General features: G+C 65.5%; 14 protein-coding genes and 1 pseudogene. 8 read left to right on the forward strand and 7 right to left on the reverse strand.

The features are described 5' to 3' along the window. Positions 1–19: 19 nt before the first annotated feature. A protein-coding gene (locus O2K97_RS01090) for an IS5 family transposase (protein ID WP_112862666.1) occupies positions 20–777 on the reverse strand; the annotation gives its coding sequence in 2 pieces (ribosomal slippage) (positions 20–456 and positions 456–777; 759 coding nt in all). Positions 778–837: 60 nt separating this feature from the next. On the opposite strand from O2K97_RS01090, the pseudogene O2K97_RS01095 reads away from it, so the two are divergent. From O2K97_RS01095 to O2K97_RS01105, 3 genes and pseudogenes are all read left to right on the forward strand, one after another. Further along, a pseudogene (locus O2K97_RS01095) lies at positions 838–1,209 on the forward strand (oleate hydratase); the annotation flags it as partial. Between the two features lie 35 nt (positions 1,210–1,244). Next, a complete protein-coding gene (locus O2K97_RS01100; RefSeq protein WP_017505079.1) occupies positions 1,245–3,689 on the forward strand; it encodes a heavy metal translocating P-type ATPase in 2,445 nt (814 codons plus the stop codon). Positions 3,690–3,792: 103 nt separating this feature from the next. Continuing rightward, positions 3,793–4,527: a transporter substrate-binding domain-containing protein gene (locus tag O2K97_RS01105; RefSeq protein ID WP_167334172.1), complete on the forward strand. Its 735-nt coding sequence runs from the start codon at positions 3,793–3,795 to the stop codon at positions 4,525–4,527. A 31-nt stretch (positions 4,528–4,558) separates the two neighbouring features. Here the strand turns inward: O2K97_RS01105 and O2K97_RS01110 are convergent, their stop codons facing one another. From O2K97_RS01110 to O2K97_RS01125, 4 genes are read right to left on the reverse strand one after another with little or no spacing between them, the layout of a single operon-like run. Then, on the reverse strand, positions 4,559–5,680 hold the full coding sequence (locus tag O2K97_RS01110; protein ID WP_017505077.1) for an ABC transporter permease: 1,122 nt from the start codon (positions 5,678–5,680) through the stop codon (positions 4,559–4,561). Further along, positions 5,677–6,840, reverse strand: a complete 1,164-nt coding sequence (locus O2K97_RS01115) for an ABC transporter permease (protein ID WP_003166883.1) — start codon at positions 6,838–6,840, stop codon at positions 5,677–5,679. The genes O2K97_RS01110 and O2K97_RS01115 overlap by 4 nt, the downstream gene beginning before the upstream one ends. Next, positions 6,837–7,889 (reverse strand): HlyD family secretion protein, encoded by a 1,053-nt coding sequence (locus O2K97_RS01120; RefSeq protein ID WP_017505076.1) that lies wholly within the window; start codon positions 7,887–7,889, stop codon positions 6,837–6,839. Before O2K97_RS01120 ends, O2K97_RS01115 begins: the two co-directional genes overlap by 4 nt. Next, the gene (locus O2K97_RS01125) at positions 7,886–9,301 is read right to left on the reverse strand and encodes a TolC family protein (protein WP_017505075.1); all 1,416 of its coding nucleotides are present in this window, start codon (positions 9,299–9,301) and stop codon (positions 7,886–7,888) included. The genes O2K97_RS01120 and O2K97_RS01125 overlap by 4 nt, the downstream gene beginning before the upstream one ends. A gap of 66 nt (positions 9,302–9,367) precedes the next feature. Here O2K97_RS01125 and O2K97_RS01130 point away from each other — a divergent pair, with 66 nt between their 5' ends. The 3 genes from O2K97_RS01130 (at position 9,368) to O2K97_RS01140 (ending at position 11,309) form a co-directional block, all read left to right on the forward strand. Then, positions 9,368–10,009, forward strand: a complete 642-nt coding sequence (locus O2K97_RS01130; RefSeq protein WP_269220121.1) for a TetR/AcrR family transcriptional regulator — start codon at positions 9,368–9,370, stop codon at positions 10,007–10,009. 218 nt (positions 10,010–10,227) lie between these two features. Then, positions 10,228–11,187, forward strand: coding sequence for an IS481 family transposase (locus O2K97_RS01135; protein WP_026108399.1), 960 nt, complete (start codon positions 10,228–10,230; stop codon positions 11,185–11,187). Beyond that, entirely contained in the window at positions 11,187–11,309 is a 123-nt protein-coding gene (locus O2K97_RS01140; RefSeq protein WP_003168748.1) for a hypothetical protein, read from the forward strand. Before O2K97_RS01135 ends, O2K97_RS01140 begins: the two co-directional genes overlap by 1 nt. 254 nt (positions 11,310–11,563) lie before the next feature. Here the strand turns inward: O2K97_RS01140 and O2K97_RS01145 are convergent, their stop codons facing one another. After that, positions 11,564–11,752 carry a hypothetical protein gene (locus O2K97_RS01145; protein WP_003168750.1) on the reverse strand — a complete coding sequence of 63 codons (189 nt, stop codon included), beginning with the start codon at positions 11,750–11,752 and terminating at the stop codon, positions 11,564–11,566. A 169-nt stretch (positions 11,753–11,921) separates the two neighbouring features. Continuing rightward, entirely contained in the window at positions 11,922–13,688 is a 1,767-nt protein-coding gene (locus O2K97_RS01150) for a hypothetical protein (RefSeq protein ID WP_269220122.1), read from the reverse strand. Positions 13,689–14,477: 789 nt separating this feature from the next. Here O2K97_RS01150 and O2K97_RS01155 point away from each other — a divergent pair. Together O2K97_RS01155 and O2K97_RS01160 are read left to right on the forward strand one after the other, a co-directional pair. Beyond that, entirely contained in the window at positions 14,478–14,963 is a 486-nt protein-coding gene (locus O2K97_RS01155; protein ID WP_017505060.1) for a hypothetical protein, read from the forward strand. Next, positions 14,963–15,349 (forward strand): hypothetical protein, encoded by a 387-nt coding sequence (locus O2K97_RS01160; RefSeq protein ID WP_017505059.1) that lies wholly within the window; start codon positions 14,963–14,965, stop codon positions 15,347–15,349. The genes O2K97_RS01155 and O2K97_RS01160 overlap by 1 nt, the downstream gene beginning before the upstream one ends. Positions 15,350–15,454: the final 105 nt, after the last annotated feature.

Consider the following 15,454-nt stretch of genomic DNA (forward strand, 5'->3'; position numbering starts at 1 on the left):
CTGACCCTAGGCTCAGGACTCATAGCCAGAACAGCACTGTGGCGGCGAGGGCTATGGCGGACAGGAAGACGGTCGGGCAGCGATCGTAGCGAGTGGCGACCCGTCGCCAGTCTTTCAGGCGGCCAAACATGATTTCGATCCGGTTTCGCCGCTTGTAGCGTCGCTTGTCGTAGCGGATGGGTTCGGTCCGGGATTTGCGGCCAGGGATGCACGGCGTGATCCCCCTGGCCTGCAAGGCGTCCCGGAACCAGTCGGCGTCGTAGCCCCGGTCCCCCAGCAGCCACTGGGCGCGGGGCAGACTGTCCACGAGAGCGGCAGCGCCGATGTAGTCGCTGACCTGACCCGCTGTCATGAAGAGGCTGATGGGCCTTCCGTTGACGTCTGTCACGGCGTGAAGCTTGGTGTTCATGCCGCCTTTCGTGCGTCCGATCAGCCGCCCGAGGCCCCCTTTTTTACCGCGAGGCTCGAAGCCGTGCGGTGCGCCTTCAGATAGGTCGCGTCGATCATGACAGTCCGACGTTCGGTCTGGGCGCCGGACAGGCCCTCCATCATCCGGACGAAGACGCCCGCCTCGCTCCACCGCTTCCAGCGATTGTAGAGCGTCTTGTGCGGCCCATAGGCCGACGGCGCATCCCGCCAGCGCAGGCCGTTGCGGTTGACGAAGATGATCCCGCTCAATACCCGGCGGTCGTCAACGCGCGGCTTGCCGTGGCTCTTGGGGAAGAAGGGCTCCAGCCGAGCCATCTGCTCGTCCGTCAGCCAATACAGGTCGCTCATATCCAGACTCCTCAGGAGCCTGAATCAGATCGCACGCCTCACTTCAATGGGTCCTGAGCCTACATCACCGCCTTCTTCATGCCGCGCCAGGTCGGCGATCGGCCCGACGTGGTGCCGGAGGGAGCGGTCAACTTCGCCTTCATTGGCCAGTTCGCGGAATCCAGACAACGCGACTGCATCTTCACCACCGAATATTCGGTGCGTACGCCGATGGAGGCCGTTTATACGTTGATGAATGTCGAACGCGGCGTGCCGGAAGTGTTCAACTCCACCTATGACATTCGGACCCTGCTCGCCGCCATCACGCCTCTTCGGGATGGCGAAGGCATAGAAGTTCCCGGCCCCGCCTTCCTGCGCAAACTGCTGATGAAGAAGCTTGAAGGCACCGAGATTGCGAAACTGATCGAGGAGTTTCACCTGATATCGGAGTGAGCGAAGCGCGACGTCGTCGCGAAAGAAGGTGAAGAATGACCAACGACGATCGCCGCAGCGGCCCCGCCGCAGGCCGGCGACATCACCATCCTAAGGGATCGGACGGCGCGACGCCGGCCGGCCCGCCCCTGCGCGATCCGGTCTGCGGCATGGCGGTCGATCCCGCGACCGCCGTTCATACGGAGCACGAGGGTCGGCGCTTCTTCTTCTGCTCGTCAGGCTGCAAGGCGAAGTTCGTTGCCGATCCGCACCGCTATGCGTCATCGGCCGGCCAGAACAACGCCTTGAGCGCCGATGACCGTCCGCATGCCCGCCCCCATCCGCACGGAAAACCTGCAAGCCGAAACACGGCGTCGGCATCCATGGACGTGATCTGGACCTGTCCGATGCATCCGGAAATTCGCCGCGACGCGCCGGGAAGCTGCCCGATCTGCGGCATGGCGCTGGAGCCTCTGGTCGCGACGGCGGACCTCGGCCTAAGTCCCGAGCTGGCCGACATGACGCGGCGGTTCTGGATCGGTCTGGCGCTGGCTCTTCCGGTCTTTCTGCTGGAAATGGGCGCTCACCTGGTCCCGGCGCTGCACCATCTCGTGCCGATGCGCGTCTCTGTCTGGATTCAGTTCGTCCTGGCGACGCCGGTGGTCCTCTGGGCGGGATGGCCGTTCTTCGAACGCGGCTGGGCCTCGCTGGCGAACCGCAATCTCAACATGTTCACCCTGATCGCCATGGGAACAGGCGTCGCCTGGGTCTACAGCGTCGTCGCGACCCTGGCGCCGCACCTCTTCCCCCGGGCCTTCCGCACCGCCGACGGCGCGGTCCCGGTCTATTTCGAGGCGGCCGCCGTCATCACGGTTCTGGTGCTGCTCGGCCAGGTGTTGGAGTTGCGCGCCCGCGAACAGACCTCCGGCGCGATCCGCGCTTTGCTCGACCTCGCACCGAAGACCGCGCGGAGGATCGGACGGGACGGTCGGGAGGAGGATGTGCCGATCGACGCCGTCGCCATCGGCGACAGGCTCAGGATCCGGCCCGGCGAAACCGTGCCGGTCGACGGGGTGGTCGAGGAGGGGCGCTCGTCGATCGACGAATCCATGGTGACCGGAGAATCCATGCCGGTCACCCGCACGGCCGGCCAGGCCGTGACCGGAGGCACGTTGAACCAGACGGGAGCGCTCATCATCCGCGCGGAAAAGGTCGGGCGCGACACCATGCTGGCCCGGATCGTCCAGATGGTGGCCGATGCGCAGCGGTCGCGTGCGCCGATCCAGCGCATGGCGGACAGGGTTTCGGGATGGTTCGTCCCGATCGTCATCGCCATCGCCCTGTCGGCGTTCACGGCATGGGCGATCTGGGGGCCGGAACCTCGCCTCGCCCATGGTCTGATCGCCGCCGTCTCCGTCCTGATCATCGCCTGTCCATGCGCCCTCGGGCTCGCGACGCCGATGTCGATCATGGTCGGCGTCGGCAAGGGCGCGGCCAGCGGCGTTCTGATCCGAAACGCCGAGGCGCTCGAACGGATGGAGACGGTCGACACCCTGGTGGTGGACAAGACCGGCACCCTGACCGAAGGCCGGCCGTCAGTGGTCCGGATCGTCGCCGCGCCCGGCTTCGGCGAGGAGCCCCTCCTGCGCTTCGCCGCCGGGGTGGAAAAGGCGTCGGAGCACCCGCTCGCCCGGGCGATCGTCGCCGCGGCCGAACAACGCCGCATTCCGATACCCGAGGTGTCCGACTTCGATTCGCCGATCGGCCAGGGGGCGACCGGTCTTGTGGACGGGCAGTTCGTCCTTCTCGGCGGCGCGGCCTTCCTTGCGGAACACGGCGTCGATACGGCCGCGCTCGCGCGGGAGGCGGACGCTCTGAGACGCGACGGCGCCAGCGCCATCTACATCGCCATCGACCGCGCGCTCGGCGGGGTCTTCGCCATCGCCGATCCGATCAAGGCCACGACGCCGGCGGCGCTGAAGGCCTTGCACGGCGAGGGCATCCGCATCGTCATGCTGACCGGCGACAATCGCACGACCGCCGAGGCGGTCGCCCGCGAGCTCGGCATCGACGACGTCGAGGCCGATGTGCTGCCCGACCAGAAGGCGGCGGTCGTCGCACGGTTGAGGGCTCAAGGCAGGGTGGTCGCCATGGCGGGCGACGGCGTCAACGACGCGCCCGCGCTCGCCGCCGCCGATGTCGGAATCGCCATGGGCTCGGGCACGGACGTGGCGATCGAAAGCGCCGGCGTGACACTGTTGAGGGGCGATCTGACCGGCATCGTCCGGGCGCGGCGCCTGTCGCGGGCGACCATGGCCAACATCCGGCAGAACCTGGCTTTCGCCTTCCTCTACAACGCCGCCGGCGTGCCGATCGCGGCGGGGGCGCTCTATCCGGTGTTCGGCCTGCTGCTGTCGCCGGTCATCGCCGCCGCGGCCATGGCTCTCTCGTCGGTCAGCGTGATCGGCAATGCGCTTCGGCTGCGGACCACGAGGATATGACGGACGCGGCTCTCGCCGGAGTGGAACGGCGAGGACCAAACACCTATCGTCAGCCAGACCGGTCGAAACGGTGCGGCGCTTGAGGATGGCAATGGACGTGTCGATGCAGATCATCCGGTCCGAACTGGCGCCCCTGGGACGGTTGCGCGTGGCGATCAATCTCGGCAATCCAGTCTTGGCGCAGAGGGCGGCGGACGGGGCTCTCGCCGGCGTGTCTGTCGATCTCGCCTGGGAGATCGCTGTGCGCCTCGGCGTGGAGATGGAGCTGTCGAACCTCGCCACGGCGGGGGCGGCGGTGGCGGCGCTTCAGGATCAGGCCTGCGATCTCGCCTTCCTCGCAATCGATCCGGATCGTCGCGCCGTCCTGGACTATACCGCGCCCTACGTCCGGATCGAAGCCTCCTATCTGGTTCCCTCCGAGTCCCGCTTCCGCTCCGTCCGCGACGTGGACGTCGCGGATGTGACGATCGCGTCGGGCCTGAACACCGCCTACGATCTCTTTCTCAACCGCTCGCTGAAACAGGCCCGACGGATTCATACGCCCTCCTCCCAGGCGGCCGTCGCCCTCTTCCTGGAGGGCGGCGCAGACGTCTGCGCCGGTGTGCGCCAGACGCTCGAGGCGGCGGCGCACGACCGGGCCGGCGTCCGCCTGCTCCCGGACAGTTTCCAGGCCATCGAGCAGGCCGTCGCCCTCCCCCGCGAGCGGCCTCACGGGCGCGGTTTCCTGGAGGCGCTTCTCAAAGATCTGGTCGCCTCCGGCTTCGTCGCCCGAAGGCTGGTCGCCAGCGGACAGGACGCCGCCCTCGCGATCGGTCCGGGACGCCCGGCGCCGGTCTAGGCGGCGGCGGGCGATCATTCCCCGCCGTGGCTCACGCTCCGGTCGAGGGCGCTCCGGACGGCCGGGTGAAGCGCCACCACGCCACGCCGCCGTAAAGGAGGATGAGGCCCAGGAGGTTGAGAACCTCCCGCCCCTGTTCGACGAGGCCGGCCCCCATCTGGTTCACCCCGACCATGAGATGGATTCCGGGCGTCGTGGGCAGCAGTCGGGCGAGGAAGGCGAGCCAGGTCGGCGTCGCCTCCGCGGGCCAGGACAGTCCAGCGAGAAAGAAGATGACCAGGGAGGTGCCCATGAGCAGTTGCAGGGGCCGCTCGCGGGTGCGGAAGACGCTCGCAAGGGCGAGCGCCGCTGCAACCGTCGCCGCCACGAAGAGGCTGCCGGCCACGATCAGCGTTCCGGGCGCGGCGGCGGCCCGTGGATAGTCTTGGAACCAGAAGACGAAGCCGGCGTAGTAGGCGACGTCGATCCAGCCGATGACGAAGAAGGCGAGCGCGACGCCGAGGAGACGACGGGACGCAAACCGAAGCCGCCCCCCCTCGCCACGCAGGGTGGCCGCCAGCATCGCCAGTCCCATCAGCAGCGTCTGATGAATGATGAGGAAGCCGACGCCCGGAAAGACGGTGCTGCCGTATCCTTCGCGGGTGTTGAACAGCGGGCGCGCGATCACCGACAGGGCCGGCGGCGCCGGCGCGCCCTGCGCCATCGCCTGATCGACGGCGGCCTCGCCCGCCTCGGCCGTGATCGCCGCGCCTATGCCGGCCAGCGCCGTGCTGCTGCGCAGCAGATAGGCGCCGTTGCCATAGAGGGCCACCGTCCCTTGCCCGCCGGTCAGGATGCGACGTTCGAACCCCGCAGGCACGACGACGATCGCCCCCGCCCCTCTCGTCCGCAACCAGTCGTCCGCCGCCTCGGGCGACGGCAGGCGGGCGACGAGATCCGCCTGCTGCAGACCCGAGAGCTTGTGCACCAGCGAACGGCTGGCCCCGGTGTTGTCCAGATCCACCACGGCGACCGGGATCCGGACGGCGACCTCGCCGGAATAGGCGGAAGGGTAGAAGAAGGAATAGAGGATCGTCGACACCACGATCAGCATGAAGGCCGACCGGTCGGCGAGGACCGCGCGAAACGTCGCGATGAAGGCCCGGCCGATCAACGTCGCCCCCAGACATCGGGTTTGCGGGAGGCGGCCAGATATTGCGGCAGGCCCAGCCCGAACCCCACGACCGCGAAGGTCATCAGGATCAGCAGCAGGTTGACCGACATCGCCGCGGGCGCGCCCATCATCCATTGTTCGGCGACGAGACGGGCGAAGGTGGTGTAGGGCAGAAGCGCGCTCCAGACGCGCGCGAAGGCCGAAGCGGATTCGATTGGAAAGACGGCCCCGGCGAAGGCGAAGGAGGCGCCCGCATAGAGGGCGGTCATGGACAGCGCCTGCCCCATGGACAGCGTCAGGCCGACGATCAGCGTGGCCATACCCGCATAAGCGAGATAGAGGCCGACATAGCCCGCCAGGAGCAGGCCGACGCTGCCTTCAACCGGCCAGCCGCGAAACGCCGCGAGATAGATGGTCGCCAGGGCGCCCCAGACGAGAAAGATCGCCACATAGGGCGCGATCTTGCCCACGACCGCCGCAGCGGCCTCGCGCGGCGGCCCGGCCAGCCAGCCGCCGATCGTCCCGTCTCGCAGTTCGCGTCCCAGGGCGCTGACGACCGCCACCATGAACAGCAGATGCAGCAAGGCCGGGTGGATCAGGGCGACCAGTTGCAGCTCGTAGCTGGCCTGGGGATTGTAGAGGATGCGGCTCTGGACCTGGATCGGCGCCGGCCGCACCCGGCCCGGGCCGAGGATCGCCGCGCTCTGTTGCGCGGCCAGGGTCCGTGCCTGGCTCTGGATCACGGCGCCGACCTCGCGCAGCACTGACCCCGAGGGCGTGGAGTAGCTGGCGTTGTAGAAGACCAGCACCCTGCCCGCCTCGCCGCGCAGCACCGCGCGTTCGAGCCCTTGCGGCAGCATGACGATCGCATAGGCGCGGTTGGACCGCACCACGCTCTCGGCCTCGGCCATATCCTTGGGGCGGGCCGCCACGTGCAGGCCGGGCGAGGCGTCCAGACGACGAACCAGATCGCGAGCGACGCTTCCGCCGTCGGCGTCGACGACGGCGACCGGCAGATCGCGCATAACCCCCGCCGACATCTGCACGGCGACGAGGGCGAGAAGCGCCAGCGGTAGCCAGACGACGAGGAACAGATCCCAGAAGCTCCCGCGCAGAAAGGCGATCTCGCGTCGGGCGCCGGCGAGAAACGCCGCGATCATTGCGGCCAGTCGAACAGGACGGTCATGCCCGGCCGCAGCCCGTCGACGCGCGAGACCGGTGCGACGCGCACCTCGAAACTCTTGACGTCGAAGCCGCTCGACTGCCGGGTCGCACGCCAGGTCGCGAAATCTCCGGCGGGAGCGATGAAGGTCACCCGGAACCGGGCCGTGCGGTTCTCCAGAGCGGGAATACGACCCGTCAGAGTCTGTCCGCGTCGAATCCCGCTGAACTGATCCTCGCGCAGGGTGAGCGTCACCCAGGGATGCTCTATGTCCGTGAGCATGAAGACCGGGAACCCCTGCGGGACCAGTTCGCCGGGCTGGGCGAGCCGCCGGCCGACCTCGCCGGACGACGGCGCCAGCACCCGGGTTTCGCGCTCCGCCGCCTCGACCTCAGCCACGGCGCCGCGCGCCTGCCGCACCTGTCCCCCGGCCGCCTGGCGATCCTGTCGGCGCGCCCCGGCCAGCGCCAGGTCATACTGGGCGCGAGCGGCGCGGGCGGCCTCCGTCGAGGCCACCGCATTGGCCCGGCTCTCGTCGCGCTTCTGCCCCGCGATCACGCCCTGGTCGTACATCTCCTGGGTGCGGGCATAGGTCGTCTGGGCCAGATCCGCCGCCGCCTGCGCGCGCCGCCATTGCGCTTCCGCGGCCCGGATATCCTCCGGACGCGCGCCTTCGTCGGCCTTGTCGGCCGTGGCCTCGGCGGCGACGAGGGCGCCGCCCGCCTGTTCCGAGCGGGCCGCGACCTCGGGACTGTCGAGGGTGTAGAGCAGTTGGCCGGCCCGGACCGGCTGCCCCTCCTCCACATGGAAGTCGGCGATCCGGCCCGTCACCTTGCTGGTGATCCGAAGCTCCCGCGCATCCACCATCCCCTGAAGCTGATCGGGAACGGGCCGATAGCTGAGCCAGAGGCCGACGCCGAGCCCCGCCACGATCAGCGCCCCGATGCCGAGGGGCAGCAGTTTTCGGCGCCGTCGAGACGGTCCGGCGTCGCCCCGTTCCCCGCCCGGCTCCGTGTTCGGCGTCGGCGTGTCCTGGGTGTCGGTCATGGCGCGATCCTTTCGCCCTGGTCGATATAGTCGGGCATGTCCTCGATCCGGCCGCTGACATGAAGAAGGCGGGCGAGCGCGACCACGAAGTCATGGGCGGCCTGGGCGCGCTGGATCCGCGCGCGTCCGACGCCGAGTTGGGCGTCGATGACGTCGAGCGAGGTGGTTTGCTGCACCTGGTAGCCGACCATCTGGACGCGCAGGTTCTCCTCGGCGGCGACGATGGCGCTGTCGGTTCTCTGGAACCGCCGCCGGGCCGCTTCCGCGTCGTTCCAGGATCGGGTCACGCCGATCTCGATCTGGCTTTGCGCCTCGCGCAGCCCCGCCTGGGCCTGAGCGACCTTCTCGCGCGCGGCGCGGACGTTCTGCGAGCGATCGACGCCGGAGAAGAGGGTGTAACGGAGACCGACCCCCACGGACCAGTCCGGATCGGTCAACAAGGTGTCCCGACGATCAAAGTTGTACTGGGCGAAGCCATAGACCGTCGGCAGAAGCTCGGCGCGCTGGGCGGTGACACCGGCTTCCGCCTGGTCTTCCAGGGCCTGGAGCCGCTCCAGCTGCGGGTGGGCGCGATAGGCGGCTTGCAGATAGGTTTCCAGCGGCTCGAGCGGCCGGAGAAGCACGAAGAGAGACGTAGCCGGATCGATCCCCGACGGCGCCCTCAAGGTCCCAGAGAGCGCCGTGTCCGCGCTGGCCAGATTGGCTTCGGCCGTCTCCAGTTCGCGCGCCGCGTCGTCACGCGCCACCTCCACCTGCAGGCGCTGGGCGCGACTGATGAACCCTCCGCGCTCCAGAATCGTCGCATCGGCCAGGTGGCGTTCGAGGCCCGCCAGGACGTCGCGGCGGACGTCCCGAACCCGGGTGAGCAACTGTTGCCCGAAATAGAGTTCGGTCATCTGCAACAGGGCGTTATCGACGACGATCTGGCGCTCAGCCCGGGACTGGCCGAGTTGAGCCTCAGCGGCCGCTTGGGCGGCCGGAATCCGGCCGCCGGAATAAAGCGGGACGGTGGCGGTGACGATCGGCCGCGTGCTGTCGCGTTCCATCTGGAACTGCAACGGATCGCTGATGGCGTAGTCCTGAGCGACATCCGCCAAGGGCCCCAGCGGCAGATAGAGGGTCTTTTGATACCGCATCATCTGGCCCTCGAACTCCACCGTGGGCAGCCGCAGCGTCCTTACGGCGTTTTCCTGGGCTTCCCGGCTGCGGACATCGGCGTCCGACGCCTCGATGGCGTCCGAGCGTTGCAGGAGCCTGGCCTGCGCGTCGCGATAGGTCAGGGGCAAAGGACCAACGGTCTGGAGGCCGGAGGTTTTGGCGTCAGAGATCTGGGCCTTGGATGCGGGAGCGTAGGCGGCCGCACAGGTCGACGAGATCAGCAGGACCAGCAGGATGGAAGGTCGCAAGGTCATGAGCGAGGTTCTCCTTGGCCGACCGTAGCGTTGGCATGGATCCACCTCAATACATACCTGTATCGAATGATTCAGAAGACTGCTCTCTTGAGCCCAAGGCTTGTCCGGAGCCGTCCCACGCGTGCCCAGACGCGCGAGCGTATCCTCAACGGCGCCCTGGAAGCCTTCGCCGAACGCGGTTTCCAGGGGGCGACACAGGAGGACATTTGCGATCGGGTCGGATTGAGCCGGGGCGCGTACAACTCCAATTTCCGGTCCCAGGAGGAGCTGTTTTTCGCCATCTACGATCGGACGATCAAACGGCTGGAACGGCATCTCGAGATCTCGATTGCGTCGGCCCTGTCCAGACCGGGACCCGCGGCGGAGAACTTCGTCAGGGCGTTCATCGCCGACTACGCCTTCGACCGCAGTTGGTATCTGCTGCAGGCGGATTTCGGTCTGCACGCCCTACGAAACCCTGCGGTGGCGAGCCATTACGCCGCGCGGCAGAATCGCATCCTCTCGGTTATCGAAGAGGCTGTCGGCCGTGTCTGGAGGGGAATCGAGCCGAGCCGCCCCCACGCGTCTTCCCGCGTCGCTCGCCTCATTCTGGCGGTCCACGAAGGCGCCATGTTCCAGCGCCTACTGGAACCGTCCACAATAAAGGACGGCGAATTGTTGACCCTCTTCGCCGATCTTCTGTTCTCGAAATCCGCGATCAACTCATGAACAGTCCCGGCGACCGGTCCTCAGGGACGTGAGCCGATCACGCACAATGCCGGCCTATTCTAAAGAACCTGAGAGTTCACCTACACCACGCTCGCTGCGGTGCGCCCGGCGTTGACGTCGATTGTGGCGCCGGTGATATAGCGTCCACCCGGCCCGACTAGGTGTTTGGTCCCAGGCTTAGATGGTGTGATCCTTTCGTTGGAATGGAAGGAAGCCATATGGGCCAGGTTCGTCACGGGAGCGCCACGACCACGCACGCCGTCCGAGCAGCAATACAGCGATCGCAGGCTTCGCTCGCGACGCTGAGCCGGGAGTTGGGGATCAACCCCAAGACGGTGGCGAAGTGGCGTAAGCGGACCTCGGTCGAGGATCGCAAGACCGGGCCGAAGGAGCCGCGCTCGACGGTTCTGACGGAAGCCGAGGAAGCGATGGTCGTCGCGTTCCGGCGGCACACGCTGCTGCCGCTGGACGACTGCCTCTACGCCCTGCAGCCGTCCATCCCGCACCTGACGCGCTCAGCGTTGCACCGCTGCTTGCAGCGACACGGCATCTCACGCCTGCCGGATGTCGAAGGCGACAAGCCGAAGCGGCAGCGTTTCAAGCGTTACCCGATCGGCTTCTTTCATGTTGATATCGCCGAGCTGCAGACGGCCGAGGGCAGGCTCAATCTGTTCGTCGCCATTGATCGCACCAGCAAGTTCGCTGTCACCCAGCTGGTCGACAAGGCCGACAGACGAACCGCCTGGGAGTTCCTCGAACAGTTGTTGGAGGCCGTGCCGTACAAGATCCACACGATCCTGACCGACAACGGCATCCAGTTCGCCGAGCAGCCTCGCAACCGCAACACCGCCTTCTCGCGACAGATGCGCTTCGACATGATCTGCGAAGCCAACGACATCGAGCACCGGCTGACCAAGCCGAACCATCCGTGGACCAATGGCCAGGTCGAGCGGATGAACCGCACCATCAAGGACGCCACCGTCAAACGCTTCCACTACGACAGCCACGACGAACTGCGTACGCACCTCGCCGACTTTATGGCCGCCTACAACTTCGCCCGAAGGCTCAAGACCCTCAACGGTCTCACGCCTTACGAATACATCGCCAGAATCTGGACGTCAGAGCCTGACCGGTTCATCGTCAATCCGATCCACCAGATGCCTGGACTGAACACCTAGTGCCGCTACACGTCATCGACGAGGTGGTGGAGCGGATCACCAACCAGACTATCACCGCCTATGAGTATGACCCGGCGACCGCATCCTTGGTCCAGCACGCGGATGGAGTCGGTCAGTCCTGAGGGTCTTCGGGCATAGCCAGGCGTCGACCGAGGTCGCGCATAGTTTTACGCGACGGACACGGAAGCTTGGCCTTCAAAGCCTCCAGTTCCTTCGCCTCATCCCGCGTCAGCGGGTGATCGTGATCCACCAAGATTCTGCGGATCGCACGCGCGACGTCAGCGGCGACCGCATCGTCGTCTTCGTCCAAAGGAGGACGGCTCACGAGGGTTCTCGGGTTGGTGACAGCATCTGGCGCAAGTTTAGCACGAGAGGACTAGTAGGGCACGTTCGACGCCGCGCGCCGCAGCAGCGCCTGCACAGCGGCCTCCTTGGTGGGCCAGGTGCCGCAGTCGATGCCGTTCAGGGAACCGACGAACTGGAGGCGGTCTCCGGCCGTCACGCGCCGGACGCCGAAAAGCTGACGGCCACGACGGAAGTGGATATAATGGGGGCGGCTGCGCATGGGCGAACTCCGTTTATCACCCCCCAGCGCTGAAGGCCGCCCAGCGCCTTATCAACCGCCCGAAAACATCCACGTCACCACCCAGAAGACGCGATGGCCGAAGGCGTTCATCAGAGGACGTTCGGAATCTCGCGACGAGGCCCTTGAAGACGTCAACGGCGTCGCAATGTTAAGCGCCAGATTTGCTCATTAAGTTCAGATTGGTAACGCCGCAGCCGCACCTCAGCGCCTCCTTTGCTCCCCGGGACGGCGTGACATGGAACATTCCTTTGCATGTCGTGCATGAGTATTGCTCAACCAAGGTCTTATAAGCGGCCGCAACCGGCGTGAAATCCTCCTTAGAAAGGTCAGCCCAAGGGTTATAATGAACGGCTGCATTAAGCTGCCACTGGTCGGCGTCGGCCGCGTGACGGGCAGCGGCGAAGACAGCTTCCCGCTGCGCGACTACGTCGATCACGTCCTTCTGTCCCCACGAATTGGCTGCGCCTTTTGCCTTCTTCAGCCCGTCGCTCATGGCGGAGAGGGCGCCCGGCAATAGATCTCCGAGCATGAACTGTCCGTCGCCCCGGTATTCAACTCTACCCCTTAAACGGTGGCTGGCCTCGCCAGAAAAATATTCGAGGTAGCGGCGAAGCGTGCCAGACGCGCCGGACACATTATTGTCCGCCAACTGCGCGTCGATCTCGTCCCAGACGGTGTCGTGCGTCCATTCGGCTGGTCCGGTGTCCACGCTCCAAGTCTTGAAATGAGCGACGTTCTTATCGGTGATTATCCCTTCCGACCGCATGTGTCGGAGCCAGACGTCGTCATGGGTCGTGAAGATGAACTGAGTTTTCGGGAAGCGGGCCTTCAGGAGGGCGCAGACCTCCCGTCGATGCCCCTTGTCTACCGACATCAGGACGTCGTCGAGAACCGCGATGGTGAAGCCGTCGCCCAGCAGATGGCTCATCAGCGCCAGATAAAGGCACAGCCCCATACCGTCCTGATGGCCTTCGCTGTGATAGGCGCCGGGCGGGAATTGGCCGCGCCCATAGAAGTCGACGTCGAAACCGAGTTTGCCCAAGGACGGGATCAGCTTGGCCGTAAAGGCGCTCTCGTCGTCCTTGTTGAGTTCGCGGTAGAATTCGGCGAACCGATCTTGGACTTGGTTATAGATCGCCTCAAGGGCCTTGGTCGTCTCAGCATTGAAGACGGCGTGGACTCGGGCTGCCTTCGTCGCCTTTTCCTTGCCGACTGCATGGGCTTGGCGCGCCGCTCGAAACTGGATCAACCGTTCCTCAGCGATTGTGAGGAACTGACGCGCCGCGTCCTGAGCGGTCGGCTCCGGTAAAGCGTTGATGGCGTCGCCCAGCGCATCAAGCGTCGGCGTCAGGTCCGCCACCTCATAGGCGACGGCGAGGACGGCACTGGTATCCTCAAGGGGCACGAGTACCTGCAGTTGCTGGTAGCGGCCCACCAAGACCTGCTTGAAATCTGCCAACGGCTTGCCGTCCACGGGCGGCTGCAACTGCGCGACATAGGGAATGATGGTGGCGAGGCCCGTGCCGGCGGCGTGTATGGCGGTCAGGAGAGGCGCGATATCCTTGGTCAGGGCCGCCCGCTGGTCGGCGACATCCTTCAAGTGTTCCAACTTCTCCTTTACGTGAGCGACGAACGCGTCAGGCCCGTAGGGCGTGTCGCACGTCGGGCATTGTTCACCGTCAAACAGGTCGAGCGCATTCGTCAGCAGGGCTTCGCGCTTGACGCCGGCTGCGGCGGCTGGATCGGCCGCCAAGGCCTCGAGCCTTGGGATTAGCCCGGCCGCCGTAGCGACGAACGGGTCAACGGCCAGTGCCGCCAAAGCCGCTTTTGCGGCGGCGAGGTCGCTGGCCGCTTGGGCTTTGGGCATCTGTTGAGGCGTGGCGCCAGAACCTGTGGTGGCGAGACCGTCGGTCATCCAACTTCAGGAATTCCCGCGAGAGAGCCCGTTGATGACACCTACAAAAAACCTCAACGAAAACAGTCGCTCAATCAGAGTCACGTTTCGCATCAAGTCTAGTTTCTTGACAATATACGGAACGTGACTCTGGTATTAATCCATACAAATCTGATAGATATCAGGAAAGTACATCCAAGTTCGGGAGCAAACTGCGTACCGGAGGTCCGCTGGTGCAGGGGCTGGGGTTTCACCCCCAGCACCAGCGGCCGGCGGCGCGGCACATTGACCCGAAACGCAGACTAACGTGGGTGCAGGCAAACGAAAGTCTGCTGCAACTAGCGCTCCGACTAATCCCGCACCCGACGTTTAGCCAAGGCAGGCTGAGACGACGCCGCGAGGCGCACCCCAGCGCCCATATCGCCTTCGGCGGGTAGGAACACGGCGCCGGCAGCCTGAAGCGTCGCAACCATAAGCTTGGCATTGGCGGTGTTTACGGGCGCGGGTCCGTTGTCGCCCTCGGCCCGCTTAACCGTATTTGGCGCCAGACCTGTGCGCTCAGCTAGGTCCAATACCGACATGTTCAACAGCCCTCGCGCCGCCCGCAACTGGGCGCCCGTCGGATGGTCTGCTGGCTTCTTCCTAAGCGCCTTCATGATTCAATTTGACTCTTTAGCCCAAGTTTGAATTGCTAGGCTCAATCTGATGAAGGTGTCTTACATGACTGTTTACGATCCGCCCAACCCCTCTTGCCCTATCCACGGCGCATGCCTTCAGCGCTCGACCTGCGCAAAGTGCAATGCCGCCTATATGCGTCGCTATCTCAAGGTTCAGCGGCGAGTGACGCCGGCCGTCGCGCTCCATAGCCGCGCCCGCCAGCGTGCAGCCCGTCGCGGGCTGCCGTTCGATCTGGATGTGAGCGATGTGGTTGTGCCTTCGATCTGCCCAGCCCTGGGCGTGCCACTCGTCATTGGCGAGATGCGGTCGCCAAATTCGCCATCACTTGATCGTATCCGGCCCGCCCTTGGCTATGTTCGCGGCAACACCCGCGTGATCTCTGACCAAGCGAACCGTTTGAAAGGCGCCCTCGACATCGAGGGGCTGATCAAGCGCGCTGTGGCTTCGGTCGATCAGCGCCGTGAAGACTATGCGCGCCTGGCCGCGTACCTCGACCGGGAACTTCTGCTTGCCGAGGTGCGGCGTAAGGCAGCGCTTGAGGGGCGCGCCGGTGAGGAATGGGCGAAGGTGGCCAACTTCCTGGAGGCGGCGTTCGTTCGCGCTGATTGGAAGCGCTGATGCCCAACCAAGTTGATTACAGCGAAGGTTTGCAGCGCCATTTTATGGCTCTCGAGGTCACTCCACGCCACCAGCGCGTCCTCGTCGGCACCAAGCCGCTCGAAGACGGCTGGGTCATGTCGATCATAAAAATCGATGGGTGCACCAGTGAAGCTGAAGCTGTCTGGCTCGGCCAATGCGTTCAGTCTGACCTGATTGACTACATCAGCACTGCTAACGACGAGGTCACGCCCCTGGAGGCGGTCATGGTCGAGTTCGGTCAGATCCCTCCCGGCCCCTGCTGGACTGTCGCCGTCTATGTAACGTTAGCGTCGTCCGAGGAAGCCGCCGCGATGTTCGATTTTATGACGGCCTATGCCACCACACCCGCCTCACGGGGGCACTAAACAAAAGCGACGCGACTGAAGAAAATTCCTTTACAATAACAGTATGTTAATCCAGATCCACTGTTGCTTATTCAGCAGGGCCTGCTATAACCAGCTCCTATCATG

It is taken from the genome of Brevundimonas vesicularis (assembly GCF_027105095.1).
In the GTDB taxonomy this organism is placed as follows: Bacteria; Pseudomonadota; Alphaproteobacteria; order Caulobacterales; family Caulobacteraceae; genus Brevundimonas; species Brevundimonas vesicularis_E.

Excerpts from the sequence above, each read along its gene's own strand:
- O2K97_RS01145 (WP_003168750.1), bottom strand. The coding sequence starts at position 11,752 with ATGCGCAGCCGCCCCCATTATATCCACTTCCGTCGTGGCCGTCAGCTT.
- O2K97_RS01160 (WP_017505059.1), top strand. The coding sequence starts at position 14,963 with ATGCCCAACCAAGTTGATTACAGCGAAGGTTTGCAGCGCCATTTTATG.
- O2K97_RS01150 (WP_269220122.1), bottom strand. The coding sequence starts at position 13,688 with ATGACCGACGGTCTCGCCACCACAGGTTCTGGCGCCACGCCTCAACAG.
- O2K97_RS01130 (WP_269220121.1), top strand. The coding sequence starts at position 9,368 with ATGATTCAGAAGACTGCTCTCTTGAGCCCAAGGCTTGTCCGGAGCCGT.
- O2K97_RS01115 (WP_003166883.1), bottom strand. The coding sequence starts at position 6,840 with ATGATCGCGGCGTTTCTCGCCGGCGCCCGACGCGAGATCGCCTTTCTG.
- O2K97_RS01105 (WP_167334172.1), top strand. The coding sequence starts at position 3,793 with ATGCAGATCATCCGGTCCGAACTGGCGCCCCTGGGACGGTTGCGCGTG.
- O2K97_RS01125 (WP_017505075.1), bottom strand. The coding sequence starts at position 9,301 with ATGACCTTGCGACCTTCCATCCTGCTGGTCCTGCTGATCTCGTCGACC.
- O2K97_RS01135 (WP_026108399.1), top strand. The coding sequence starts at position 10,228 with ATGGGCCAGGTTCGTCACGGGAGCGCCACGACCACGCACGCCGTCCGA.
- O2K97_RS01100 (WP_017505079.1), top strand. The coding sequence starts at position 1,245 with ATGACCAACGACGATCGCCGCAGCGGCCCCGCCGCAGGCCGGCGACAT.
- O2K97_RS01155 (WP_017505060.1), top strand. The coding sequence starts at position 14,478 with ATGCGTCGCTATCTCAAGGTTCAGCGGCGAGTGACGCCGGCCGTCGCG.
- O2K97_RS01120 (WP_017505076.1), bottom strand. The coding sequence starts at position 7,889 with ATGACCGACACCCAGGACACGCCGACGCCGAACACGGAGCCGGGCGGG.